Genomic DNA, 13,204 nt, shown 5'->3' with positions numbered 1-13,204 from the left:
CTTTAACGAGTTGAAGGGGGAAAGTGCTGTGAGATATTTAACTGCAGGTGAATCACATGGACCACAACTAACAGCTATTATAGAGGGGTTACCGGCCCAATTAGAAATAACGAGTGAAATGGTAAATAAAGAATTAAAACGTCGTCAGGGTGGACATGGTCGCGGAAGACGTATGCAGATTGAAACAGATACAGTAGCTATTACTTCAGGTGTACGCCACGGGAAAACGCTAGGATCTCCAGTTTGTCTCGTTGTAAACAATGATGATTGGAAGCATTGGACAAATATTATGGGAATTGAGCCTCTTGGAGATGAAATAGATCCTGAGGATATTAAACGAAAAATTACAAGACCACGTCCTGGACATGCCGATTTAGTTGGTGGTATGAAGTATGGTCATCGTGATTTACGCAATGTCCTAGAGCGTTCGTCAGCTCGTGAAACTACGGTAAGAGTTGCGGTTGGAGCAGTTGCAAAAGAATTGTTAAGTAAATTAGGTATATCTATTGTCGCTCATGTGACGAAAATTGGCGGAATAGAGGCTAATTTGGATTTGACAAACGGAAAGACAATAGAGGAAATTCGTGACATTGTGGAGGCAGACCCGGTTTATTGCTTAGATCCGGAAAGCTCTGCGAAAATGGTAGAAGCGATCGACAATGCAAAAAAGGCTGGAGATACGATTGGTGGAGTAGTAGAGGTAATCGTTACAGGGATGCCGGCAGGAGTTGGTAGCTATGTCCATTATGATCGTAAGTTAGACGGTAAACTGGCAATGGCGATGATGAGCATCAATGCATTTAAGGGTGTAGAAGTAGGATTAGGATTTGAAATGGCGAACCTTTTTGGAAGCCAAGTTCACGATCAGATTTCTTGGAGTGAAGCAGAAGGTTATACACGCGATACAAACCGTTTAGGTGGTCTAGAGGGCGGTATGTCTACTGGAATGCCAATAGTAGTTCGTGGCGTGATGAAACCAATTCCTACGCTTTATAAGCCACTTCAAAGTGTAGACATCGATACGAAAGAGCCATTCAAGGCAAGTATTGAAAGATCGGATAGCTGTGCAGTACCAGCAGCTTCTGTAGTTGCCGAAGCTGTTATTGCTTGGGAGATTGCACAAGCAGTACTGGAAACCTTCCATGGAGATAAATTGGATACATTACTGGCAGATATAGAGAGTCATAGAGCATATACAAAGGGGTTTTAATGATGTCTATCCAAGTCAAAACGAAAGATTCCGTATATGAAGTTTATTTAGGTGAGAATGTTTTAGAATCTTTTTGTGAAAGACAAGCAGATGTATTGTCGGCATATGATCAATTAGTGCTAATTACGGATGAACATGTGTGGAGTTTACATGAGGAGTATGTTCGGACTAATTTTAAGCTGCCATATAAACTTTATATCGTTCCAAATGGTGAGGACTGTAAAACGTTTGAATCCTATTATCAAGTACAGACCTTTTTGCTAGAAGAAAATTTTTCTAGAAATTCTGCTCTTCTTGCGTTAGGGGGAGGAGCAGTTGGTGACTTGGCTGGGTTTGTGGCAGCAACATTTATGCGAGGTATTCCTTTTTATCAAATTCCAACGACTATTTTAGCGCATGATAGTGCCGTTGGAGGTAAAACTGCTATTAATCACCCAAATGGAAAGAATATGATCGGGGCTTTCTATCAACCTATGGAAGTATTATATGACTTTCATTTCTTAAAAACGTTACCAGAAGCAGAGGTTCGTTCGGGTCTTGCCGAAGTGATCAAGCATGCGATTATCAGTGATGCTAACTGGATGGATGAATTTCTTGCTCTCCCTAACTTAGATGCCATCGATAATAATGAATTATTACGTTGGATTGAAAAGGGAATTCGTGTAAAAGCACATATTGTCGAATTAGACGAAAAAGAGCAGTCCTATCGCAAGTTTTTAAATTTTGGTCATACATATGGCCATGCAGTTGAGGCATCTGTCGGCTACGGTAAAATAACGCATGGCGAGGCTGTGATGATCGGTATGATTCCTGCACTAATGCTAAGTGAGCTTCATGGTAATGTGGCAGCAGGATATTCTAAAGACGTGTATGATCTAGCGAATCGACTTGGATATAATTTTAAGCATGTTCTTCCATGTAAATTTGAAGATTTATCAAAATTTATGCTAAAAGATAAAAAGACAATGAATGGGGAACTTCATTTTGCATTACTTCAAGAAATTGGTGAACCATTTGTCCAAACAATTTTGATGGAAGAAGTTAAAAAATGTGACGAACAGCTGCGACAATGGGTTAGGGAGGGTAACGAATGATTAGAGGGGTAAGAGGAGCAACTACAGTAACAGCCGATTCAAATGAATTAGTACTGCAAGAAACTAGACGACTAGTGGAAGAAATGGCAAAATCAAATGATATTTTACCTGAAGACATCGCTTCTGTCATTATTTCAACTACGACCGATATTACTTCTGCCTTTCCGGCAAGAGCTGTTAGAGGCTTAGAGGGATGGACGTATGTCCCAGTAATGTGTACTCATGAAATGAACGTACCAGGAGCGTTAGATAAATGTATTCGATTACTAATGCATGTAAATACAGAAAAAACACAGCAAGAGGTACAGCATATCTATTTAAATAACGCTGTCCAACTAAGACCAGATTTACTTAAATAATTTATAGAATTGAGGGGTTAAAATGAAATTCAAACAACAGATCAATGGGTTAAATGCATATCAGCCTGGCAAAACTTCCGACGAAGTGAAGAAGATGTTTAACTTAGAAAAAGTGACGAAACTTGCATCCAATGAAAATCCATATGGTGCGTCACCAAAAGTAAAAGAATACTTCGAGAATGCAACGATAGATTTTGCCATCTATCCGGATGGATATGCATCAAATTTAAGAACAGCTGTAGCGAATCATTTGAACGTCTCGGAGAAACAACTATTATTTGGTAATGGATCTGACGAGAATATCTTAATTGTATCAAGAGCTATTTTACGACCTGGATTGAATACAATTATGGCCGATATAACATTCGGTCAATATAAGCATAATGCGATCGTTGAAGGAGCAGAGGTACGTGAAATCCCTCTTACAAACAACGGAGAGCATGATTTAGACAATATGCTAGCAGCGATTGATGAAAACACTGCCATCATTTGGGTGTGTAATCCAAACAACCCAACTGGCACATTAACACCTAGCGATAAATTGAAAGATTTTATCGAAAAAGTAGCAACGGATGTTTTAATCGTTTTGGATGAAGCATACACAGAATACATAACAGACATAAACTACAAAGATTCTATAGGATTATTAGAAAATCATCCAAATGTATTAATCATGCGTACTTTCTCTAAAGCATATGGCCTTGCAAGCTTTCGTGTTGGATATGCAATCGGATCAGAAGCAGTAATAGCTCAACTAGAACCAACGCGCGAGCCATTTAATAATACCGTTCTAAGTCAGCAAGTTGCGCTTATTGGTTTAGAGGACCAAGCATTTATAGAACAATGTAGAGAAAAAAATAATACTGGGAAAGCTCAATTTATGTCTTATTGCCAAGAAAGAAATCTGGATTATTTCCCTTCGCAAACTAATTTCATCTTAATGGAAGTGAAAGCTGATAGTGATGTAGTATTCCAAGGGTTGATGAAGCGTGGTTTTATCGTTCGAAGTGGGAATGTATTAGGGAAACCAGGATACCTTCGTATTACAATTGGAACTGAGCAGCAAAACAATGAGTTATTAGAAAAACTAGATGAAGTTCTAAAAGAGGAAGGCGTCCTATAATGCAGCAAACCGTTTTCATAATAGGTCTTGGATTAATAGGTGGTTCCCTGGCACTTGGGTTAAAACGCAATAAAGATGTGACAATAATTGGATATGATGCAAATGGACATACGCTTCGAACAGCGAAAAGAATTAGTGTCATTGATGAGATGGTTACGAACATGGAAGATGGAACGGAGATTGCGGACGTAATTGTTTTTGCTACTCCCGTAAGTGAAACAATTCGGTTGATGAATGAATTGCCGAATTGGCAACTAAAGAAACAAGTAATTGTAACAGATACAGGTAGTACGAAAAAAGAAATAATGAAAGCTGCCATTTCATTAAAAGAAAAGGGCATTACGTTTATAGGTGGTCATCCCATGGCTGGCTCCCACAAAAGTGGTGTAGAGGCTGCCAGACCGATCCTGTTTGAAAATGCCTATTATTTACTGACACCTTTTGAAGACGAATCTGAAGAACGAATTCAAGTTCTGATAGATTTATTACATGTAACGAAAGCGAAATTAGTACAAGTTGGAGCAGAGGAACATGATCATATGACTGCTGTAGTTAGTCATTTCCCGCATTTAGTCGCAGCTTCCCTTGTACATCAATTATCTTTTGAAAACGAACAATATCCTTTTACAAAACAGCTTGCGGCCGGAGGATTTCGAGACCTAACTAGAATTGCTTCCGCCAATCCAATTGTTTGGAGAGATATAACCCTTCAAAATCGGAAGGAATTAAGTAATCAATTACAAATATGGACCAATGAAATGACTAAATTGCAAGACTTACTTTCCTACGCTGATTCAAGTGATATAGAGGAATATTTTACAACCGCTAAAAATATACGAGATGATCTACCTATCAATTCACAAGGGGCGATGTATAGTGTATTTGACCTCTATGTGGATGTACCTGATTATCCTGGTGTCATTTCTGAAATAACAGGATATTTAGCAAAAGACCATATAAGTATCACGAACTTACGGATTGTTGAAACTCGTGAAGACGTTTTTGGAATACTAGTCATAAGCTTTCAATCGATAGATGATCGTGCAAAAGCTGTGGAGTGCATTGCTAAGAACACAACATTTGAAACGTATATTTCTTAAGGAGGGATGACCTTGGTAACTAGTCAGAATTTAGATTATGCACAGCCTACATTAGAGGGTACTATTCGTATCCCTGGAGATAAGTCTGTCTCGCATCGTTCCATTATGTTTGGTGCTATAGCAGAAGGGACTACAACTGTCGAAGGGTTTTTACAGAGCGATGATTGCTTAAGTACAATAGATTGCTTTCAAAAGCTTGGAGTGAAAATTTCTATTGATGGTGAGGAAGTAACGATTATGAGTGAAGGGATCATGAACTGGAAAGAACCCGATGAAATACTATATACGGGGAATTCTGGGACAACTACTCGTTTAATGCTCGGAATTTTAGCTGGCTCTTCCGTTGCATCGGTTTTAATAGGGGACGAATCAATCCAAAAACGTCCAATGAGAAGAGTCACGGATCCATTAAAACAAATGGGTACGAAGCTGATAGGGCGAGAAAACGGACAATTTACCCCTATTGCAGTGGAAGGATCTAAATTGCAAGCTATTCACTATACGATGCCAGTAGCTAGTGCGCAGGTGAAATCTGCTATTTTACTCGCGGCTTTAAATGCAGACGGAGAAACCGTAGTGGAGGAAATGGAAACGTCTAGAGATCATACAGAGAAAATGTTAAAACACTTCGGTGCATCTATTGCGGTAGATGATAAAACGATACGATTACAAGGTGGACAAAAGCTTACTGGAACGCATGTTATTGTACCAGGTGATATTTCTTCTGCTGCGTTTTTATTAGTTGCTGGAGCAATTGTCCCAAATAGCAGGCTGACCTTGACAAATGTCGGCTTAAATCCAACAAGAACAGGTATTATGGACGTTCTACAAGCAATGGGTGCTACTTATACAGTTAATGACTCCGACAACAGTAGTCACGAGGAAATGGGTACGATTGACATCGAGTCCTCTGATTTAGTTGGTACGGAAATCGGTGGAGAGCTGATCCCTCGACTTATTGATGAAATCCCGGTTATCGCTTTACTAGCTACTCAAGCGAACGGGAAAACTATTATTAAAAATGCAGAAGAGCTAAAAGTGAAAGAAACGAACCGAATTGATGCAGTAGTAAATGAATTAAAAAAACTGGGAGCTAATATTATTGCCACAGATGATGGCATGATCATCGAAGGACCGACAACACTTCATGGCGGCGAACTCCTCACTTATGGAGATCACCGTATTGGCATGATGGCAGCAGTCGCTTCCTTGATAACAACAGACCCTGTCACAATAGATAATGCAGGGTGCATCGCTGTTTCCTACCCGACATTTTTTGAAGATATTTCGAGTGTTATAAAATCAAAGTAATTCTGTAAAATTAATTTGTGTTTAATGTATGACATATTTTCTCTACCAATGTAATTTTTCTGATGAATATGATAAAATAGACATATATTATAAATACCGAGTGCGTCAACACCCGGTCATACAATTGCCAAACCGCAAGAAGAGCGGTTGATCCAGTTTTAACGTTGAAGTAACCGTCAAACCTTTGTGGGAGGGGCGGTTACTTCTTTTTCATTCCAAAAAAGATGATGGACAACAAAATGGAGAATAAGGCAACCCAACCAATGGATAGTTGAATTAGTAAACTTATAATCTCAAAAGTTGTCATAATATCACTTCCATTCTACATGGAAGTGACCAACCGCCAGCCCTGCATATGCAATTGTGGGTTTATTATATCATCGGTAGAACTAGTGTTCTATATGGAGTTTAATAATTTCGAATGCGCAGATATGGCCGCATATGAAAATAGCTTTGATGGCTTTGTGTGATGGGTCTAGGGATGTCTGTATTGCTCTATCAATTGTTTAATGGTGTAGATTCGGACGATTATAAAGTGAAGATTAATTCGAAGGATGAAGTTTCGGGTGAAGTGTTTGACAGCGTTATTTATCCTGACGCCCTTGAAGAAGTAGAATAATCTATATTGGAAGGATTAATATCAGCCACTTTTGTTCAATTTTGAACAGAAAAGTGGCTGATATTATATTTATTATTGGCATCCCTTAACTATGAGGGTTTTTCTCTTGTTCAAAAACAAATGTTCTTGTAGGATAAAGGTATAATGAAAGTATGGTGATAACATGGACAACTTGACACCTTTCATCCAGGCAATGGAAGAAGGAAACATAGAAAAACTTGGAACAATGATTGAACATTTCTTATTGAATGGCGATCCCGATGAGCAGTACCAACTAGCAGATTCGCTGACTCAATTCGGATTTTTACAAGAAGCCATTACTGTCCTAGAGCATCTTCACTTTTTATTTCCGGAAGAAAATCAGCTGAAGATCGATCAAGCGCAGCTGTATTTGGAAATGGATAAAGAAGATGAAGCTCTAGAAATGCTAACGACTATTGAAAAAACGAGTGATGCTTATCCGCAGGCATTACTTACATTAGCTGACTATTATCAAATGCTTGGGCTATATGAGGTTGCAGAACAAAAAATAAATGAAGCAATTATGTTATTACCAAAAGAACCTTTGCTAATGTATGCGAAAGGTGAATTATTGTTTGAAACTGGCAGATACTTAGAAGCAGCACGTGTAATAGAGGATTTACTACCTCATCAGGACTCCATACAAGGAGTAGATTTATCGCTTAAATTAGCAGAAATCTATAGTGCTGGAGCGGCCTATGAAGAAGCGATCCCCTTTTATACAGAAGCACTGAAAAAAGAAGTCGCACCAGACGTGCTCTTTCATGCTGCTTATGCATCCTTCCAAGTGCAGCATTATGAGACTGCTACCAATCAGTTAGAGGACCTCCTTCAAATTGATCCTGACTACTTCTCAGGCTATATGCTACTTGCTGAGACATATGCAATGCAAGACAAAAATGAGGATGCTCTAAAAGCAATTACAGACGGTATTAATAGGGATGAGTTTGAAAAAGAATATTATTTATTTGCAGGTAAAATTTCCTTGAAATTGGGTAGAGTGAAAGAAGCAGAAACTTTTTTAAGGGAAGCAATTGCACTTGACCCAGAATATATGGATGCTATTTTCATCTTGTCTTCCTTACTTTCCACAGAAGAGAAGGATGAGGAGCTCTTGGAACTCTATGAAACGTTGAAGAAAGAGCAATTTGAATGGTCTGCGATGTACCCATTTTTAGCAGTTGCATACGAAAGATTAGAATCCTTTGAAAAAGCATACGAATTTTATCAACTTGCATATACTGAACATAAAGAGGATGTTCCTTTTTTAGAAAGATATGTTTATTTCCTTTTAGAGGAAGGGAAAAGAGCAGAGGCAAAAGAGGTTGTACTGATTTTGCAAAAACTTCAACCGGAAAATAGTGAATGGTTTGAAATGTTCGAATAAATGAGGGAAGGAGAGGTTACGTGACTGCTTCTGTTTCAGTTGGTGAGAAAAAAGAATTTGTTCGGTGGTTTTTAAAAAAGTATCAGATGAAAAGAAGAGAGTGCGTGTGGATCTTGAATTACTTAATAAGCCACGAGACATTGTTGAATAACGTCCACTTTGTGGAGGAGGCGCACTATTGTCCTCGAGCAATGATTATGTCGGTTACGACGTCCTCAGGTATACCATTTCGATTCTATAAAGGTAGCATCATGACTGCTGATGCTGAAAAGTCCTTTCATGATTTGCGTTTACATCCGGAAGAGGATATGTACATTCAATTGAACTTTCAAATGATGCCACCTAGTCCAGAGTATTTGGCGGTATTAGAAGAAAATCCATACATGCCAAAATATTTGCAGATAAGTGAAAAGGATAAAATGATTGCAGAGGATATCGTAATGGAAAGCTTGCAAGCCTTTCAGATGGAACAATTAAAAAAGCAAATTGATCAAGCAATTGATGAGAATAACAAAGAGAAATTCATGGAGCTTTCTTCCTTATGGAAGCAAATACAAGACAAAGAGGTTTAGGAGAGGTTACAAAATGCATTGGAACGGAAAAGATAGTGCAGTATTTCAAGCACAAAAAGAATTTATAGATACAGCAGTGGTCCCACTAATACAAATTGATGGTTCTGATGATGGATTCCGATTTGCTGCATCTGCAGCAGACTTTACATTATCTTTAGCAAACGTCATTGAAAATCAGTTCAAAGGAAGGATTATTTTATTTCCTTCCTTCTCTTATACAAAAAGCCAGGACAAGCAAGCGGTTTTTAAAGAGTGGCAGGAAGAATTAAACAAAGCTTCCTTCAAACACATTTTTTTCGTTACTTCGGATAGAGATTGGAGTACAATAGGAGAAGAACAAAATATTATATGGATTCCGTCTGTTCCACTGGATTCTATGGATCAGAAAATGAGAAACTCAGTATTAGAAGATCAATTACGACAACTTATTCCGATTTTTGCAAAAAAATGGGCGAATTAGTGACAGTTTTTTACATCATTTGTCGGTAAAATTTAGAATTCGAGGAAATCGAATATTGACCTTCCTTTTTTATTGATATATCATGGATATGTCCTAGTATTATTATTCAAGCAAGTATGTCCATTGGACTGACCTTTAAGTAAGAGGGGGGAAAAGGATGAGTAACAATAAAGTATCGAGACGTCAATTTTTAAGTTATACCTTAACAGGGGTTGGCGGATTCATGGCAGCAGGAATGCTTATGCCAATGGTACGATTTGCAGTTGATCCTGTATTGCAGAAAAAAGAAGGCGGAGATTTCGTATTAACGGAGAAGAAAATTGCCGATATTACGGAAAAACCAGAACGTGTTGACTTCACTTTTGAACAAGTTGATGCATGGTACAAGTCTGATATTACTAATGCAGCTTGGGTATACAAAGAAGGCGATGAAATAATCGCACTTTCTCCAGTATGTAAACATTTGGGTTGTACAGTAAGCTGGGAAGGTGACCCAGCGCACAAAAATCAATTCTTCTGTCCATGTCACTCGGGTCGTTACGAGAAAAACGGTAAAAATGTTCCAAAAACACCACCTCTAGGTCCGTTGGATCAATATGAAGTTCGTGACAATGACGGGTTCTTAGAAATTGGGAAAGCTATTCCTAACACATTAGCTTAAAGTAAGGGGGTACGACATCAGTGCTTAATAAAATCTATGATTGGGTGGATGAACGTCTTGATATTACTCCTATATGGCGTGATATTGCAGACCACGAAGTACCAGAACACGTAAACCCTGCACATCACTTCTCTGCATTTGTATACTGTTTCGGAGGATTAACGTTCTTCATCACAGTAATCCAAATTCTTTCCGGTATGTTCTTAACTATGTATTATGTACCTGACATTGAAAATGCGTGGGAATCTGTTTACTATCTTCAAAATGAAGTAGCATTCGGTGAAATCGTGCGCGGGATGCATCACTGGGGGGCATCACTTGTAATTGTTATGATGTTCTTACATACATTACGTGTATTCTTTACTGGTTCTTATAAAAAACCTCGTGAACTAAACTGGATGGTTGGAGTATTAATCTTCGCTGTTATGTTAGGTTTAGGATTTACAGGTTACTTACTTCCTTGGGACATGAAAGCATTGTTCGCAACAAAAGTAGGTATTGAAATTGCAGCATCTGTTCCATTTATCGGTGGAATGATTAAAACACTTTTAGCTGGTGATGAAACAATCATTGGTGCACAAACATTAACAAGATTCTTTGCGATTCATGTGTTCTTCTTGCCAGCTGCTTTATTTGGCTTACTTGCAGCTCACTTTATCATGATTCGTCGTCAAGGTATTTCTGGACCACTTTAATGGGTAAAATGGAACAGATAATTGTTACAAGGAGGGGACATTATGCATCGCGGAAAAGGCATGAAATTCGTTGGAGACTCACGTGTACCAGATCTTTCTAACCGAAAGAAAAACACTCCAAAAGACTATTCTGAGTACCCAGGTAAAACAGAAGCTTTCTGGCCTGACTTCTTATTAAAAGAATGGTTAGTCGGTGCGGTTTTCTTAGTTGGTTATTTAGTATTAACTGTTGCACATCCATCACCACTTGAACGCCCAGCTGATCCAGCTGACACAGGTTATATTCCAGTACCAGACTGGTATTTCTTATTTTTATATCAATTATTAAAATATGAATTTGCTTCAGGACCATACAATATTATTGGAGCAATGGTTATGCCAGGACTGGCTTTCGGAGCGCTATTATTAGTACCATTCTTAGATACAAGTAAAGAAAGAAGTCCATGGAAACGTCCATTACCGACAGGATTCATGCTTCTTGCAATTGCTGCCATGTTTTATTTAACGTGGGAATCTGTTGTAAACCATGACTGGGAAAAAGCAAAAGCATATGGTGAGATTAAAGAAGAAGTTTCAGTTGAAATTGATGAAACATCAGAAGGTTATCAACTTTACCAAGCTTCATCTTGTATCGGGTGTCACGGTAACGCGTTTGAGGGCGGTATAGGACTTCCATTAGTAGGTTTAGACTTGACTGCTGAGGAAATCGTAGAGATCGCCCACGAAGGTAGAGGCGGTATGCCAGGTGGAACTTATCAAGGTACCGAAGAAGAGCTACAAAAACTAGCTGAGTATATTACAACACTACAACCAGCAGAATAATTTTAACAAATGAAGAGAGTCAGGAAACTGACTCTCTTTTTTCATACAAAAAAGGAGTCCAAATAAATGAAAGAATTGCTACTATATATAAAATTAGTTCTCTTTAATAAAACATTTATGTGGCTGCTATTCATTGTTAACCTTTTGGGTACGGTCTATGGTTTCTATTGGTATAAGGGCCAATTGTCTCAAACAGAAGCCAAGTTTCTTCTATTCGTCCCAGACAGTCCTACTGCTAGTTTATTTTTTACAATTGCGTTATTTGCGTGGTTGTTAAAGAAAAATTGGAAGTTAATCGAAGCTCTCGCATTAATCACGCTTGTTAAATACGGCTTATGGGCAGTCGTGATGAATGTTTGGACGTACGTGGAGAATGATTATCTCGGTTGGATGGGGTGGATGTTAGTAGCTTCACATTTTGCAATGGCGGTCCAAGCTGTATTGTACATTCCATATTATCGCTTTACTTGGATTCATATATTAATTGCTGCTATATGGACTTTACATAATGATGTGGTTGATTATGTATTCGATCAAATGCCCACATATAGGAGTTTAAACAAATATGCTGATCAGATTGGTTACTTTACATTTTGGCTATCCATTGCTTGTATTGCGCTAGCATCTTTCATTTATCAAAAAAGGTCAAAGCGTATTAGTTGAATGTATTTCTTATTCCTATTAAAATAAGTAGTATAGATTATAGAGGGGGAAAAAGATTGGCTTCTTATCTCATATACTTTGCGATAATTTTATTATTGCCTTTGTATGCACAAATGAAAGTTAAAAGAACATATAAAAAATATTCAAAAGTTCGTTCTACTTCTGGTATGACAGGTGCGCAAGTAGCAAGAACAATATTAGATGCAAATGGATTATCGGATGTTCAAGTTGTGGAGAGTAGAGGGTTTTTAAGTGATCACTACAATCCAATGACTAAAATAGTGGCCTTGTCCTCACATAATTTTCATGAATCTTCTGTTGCAGGATCTGCGATTGCAGCACATGAGGTCGGTCATGCAATTCAACACAAAGAATCCTATTCATTTTTAAATTTACGCCATAAACTAGTACCAGTTGCTAATATTTCTTCCAACGCTTCGTGGGTTTTTATCATGATTGGAATGCTAGCTAGCTTCCCGAATCTTATGTTAATAGGAATTGTGTTATTAGCTGCTGGAGTAGTATTCCAAATTGTTACGTTACCTGTGGAATTTAACGCTTCAAGTCGAGCGATGAACCAAATGGTATCCCATGGTATTATACGCAATGAAGAAGAACGTCACGCGAAAAAAGTATTAAACGCTGCTGCATTAACCTATGTCGCTGCAACAGCAGTAGCAGTTTTAGAGTTATTACGACTAGTATTAATCTATACAGGAATGACTCGCAACGATTAGTATAAATTAAAAAATGGAGAGCAATGACTTCTGTCGTGCTCTCCATTTTTTGTGTCAATTTCTACTATAACTAAGTTTTAGAAAAATAAGAACTCCACTTGGATGTATAAATACCCCTATTTCAGCCCAAGTATCGTTAGTTTATATAATTAGTTTATGATGAAGAATGTAAATGAAAAGAAGGTTATCGTATGTTTTAGCATTAAAACAATTAAAACATGGTAAGTTACGTTTTAGGTAAAGACATCGATGCAATTCAAGTGGAAAAAGGAGTTGATGGCGTTGAAGTAGTAACAAAATCCTCAGCTAGTAATGGGATGCCAGGCAGTTAAAAGAGACTATAAGGAAGTCACAATTGCGGATTAATGAA

15 protein-coding genes are annotated in these 13,204 nt (G+C 38.0%); all 15 read left to right on the top strand.

The genetic code is table 11. From position 1 onward, the window contains the following. Window positions 1–28 precede the first annotated feature (28 nt). The 15 genes from aroC to LDK52_RS07970 all read left to right on the top strand — a co-directional run bounded on the left by aroC (window position 29) and on the right by LDK52_RS07970 (window position 12,834). Entirely contained in the window at window positions 29–1,210 is a 1,182-nt protein-coding gene (aroC, locus tag LDK52_RS08040) for a chorismate synthase (RefSeq protein ID WP_277585438.1), read from the top strand. 2 nt (window positions 1,211–1,212) lie between these two features. Beyond that, a complete protein-coding gene (gene aroB / locus LDK52_RS08035; RefSeq protein WP_277585437.1) occupies window positions 1,213–2,304 on the top strand; it encodes a 3-dehydroquinate synthase in 1,092 nt (363 codons plus the stop codon). Continuing rightward, on the top strand, window positions 2,301–2,663 hold the full coding sequence (aroH, locus tag LDK52_RS08030; protein WP_277585436.1) for a chorismate mutase: 363 nt from the start codon (window positions 2,301–2,303) through the stop codon (window positions 2,661–2,663). Before aroB ends, aroH begins: the two co-directional genes overlap by 4 nt. Window positions 2,664–2,685: 22 nt before the next feature. Then, a complete protein-coding gene (hisC, locus tag LDK52_RS08025; protein WP_277585435.1) occupies window positions 2,686–3,786 on the top strand; it encodes a histidinol-phosphate transaminase in 1,101 nt (366 codons plus the stop codon). Beyond that, window positions 3,786–4,886, top strand: coding sequence for a prephenate dehydrogenase (locus LDK52_RS08020; RefSeq protein WP_277585434.1), 1,101 nt, complete (start codon window positions 3,786–3,788; stop codon window positions 4,884–4,886). Before hisC ends, LDK52_RS08020 begins: the two co-directional genes overlap by 1 nt. 12 nt (window positions 4,887–4,898) lie before the next feature. After that, a complete protein-coding gene (gene aroA, locus LDK52_RS08015) occupies window positions 4,899–6,197 on the top strand; it encodes a 3-phosphoshikimate 1-carboxyvinyltransferase (protein ID WP_277585433.1) in 1,299 nt (432 codons plus the stop codon). A 481-nt stretch (window positions 6,198–6,678) separates the two neighbouring features. Continuing rightward, complete coding sequence (locus LDK52_RS08010) at window positions 6,679–6,816, top strand: hypothetical protein (RefSeq protein WP_277585432.1); 138 nt, start codon at window positions 6,679–6,681, stop codon at window positions 6,814–6,816. Between the two features lie 163 nt (window positions 6,817–6,979). Further along, on the top strand, window positions 6,980–8,224 hold the full coding sequence (locus tag LDK52_RS08005) for a tetratricopeptide repeat protein (RefSeq protein ID WP_277585431.1): 1,245 nt from the start codon (window positions 6,980–6,982) through the stop codon (window positions 8,222–8,224). A gap of 20 nt (window positions 8,225–8,244) precedes the next feature. Next, window positions 8,245–8,796 (top strand): ReoY family proteolytic degradation factor, encoded by a 552-nt coding sequence (locus LDK52_RS08000; protein WP_277585430.1) that lies wholly within the window; start codon window positions 8,245–8,247, stop codon window positions 8,794–8,796. A gap of 13 nt (window positions 8,797–8,809) precedes the next feature. After that, a complete protein-coding gene (locus tag LDK52_RS07995) occupies window positions 8,810–9,256 on the top strand; it encodes a YpiF family protein (RefSeq protein ID WP_277585429.1) in 447 nt (148 codons plus the stop codon). Between the two features lie 157 nt (window positions 9,257–9,413). After that, complete coding sequence (locus tag LDK52_RS07990; protein WP_277585428.1) at window positions 9,414–9,917, top strand: QcrA and Rieske domain-containing protein; 504 nt, start codon at window positions 9,414–9,416, stop codon at window positions 9,915–9,917. A gap of 20 nt (window positions 9,918–9,937) precedes the next feature. Further along, on the top strand, window positions 9,938–10,612 hold the full coding sequence (gene qcrB / locus LDK52_RS07985) for a menaquinol-cytochrome c reductase cytochrome b subunit (protein WP_093060857.1): 675 nt from the start codon (window positions 9,938–9,940) through the stop codon (window positions 10,610–10,612). 42 nt (window positions 10,613–10,654) lie between these two features. After that, on the top strand, window positions 10,655–11,434 hold the full coding sequence (locus LDK52_RS07980) for a menaquinol-cytochrome c reductase cytochrome b/c subunit (RefSeq protein WP_277585427.1): 780 nt from the start codon (window positions 10,655–10,657) through the stop codon (window positions 11,432–11,434). A gap of 66 nt (window positions 11,435–11,500) precedes the next feature. After that, window positions 11,501–12,097 (top strand): lipoprotein heptaprenylglyceryl N-acetyltransferase LhaT, encoded by a 597-nt coding sequence (gene lhaT / locus LDK52_RS07975; RefSeq protein WP_277585426.1) that lies wholly within the window; start codon window positions 11,501–11,503, stop codon window positions 12,095–12,097. 56 nt (window positions 12,098–12,153) lie between these two features. After that, window positions 12,154–12,834 carry a zinc metallopeptidase gene (locus tag LDK52_RS07970; protein ID WP_277585425.1) on the top strand — a complete coding sequence of 227 codons (681 nt, stop codon included), beginning with the start codon at window positions 12,154–12,156 and terminating at the stop codon, window positions 12,832–12,834. The last annotated feature ends 370 nt before the right edge of the window (window positions 12,835–13,204 follow it).

The sequence above is a fragment of the Psychrobacillus antarcticus genome (assembly GCF_029533155.1).
In the GTDB taxonomy this organism is placed as follows: Bacteria; Bacillota; Bacilli; order Bacillales_A; family Planococcaceae; genus Psychrobacillus; species Psychrobacillus antarcticus.
This window is presented reverse-complemented; position numbering and strand designations above follow the sequence as displayed.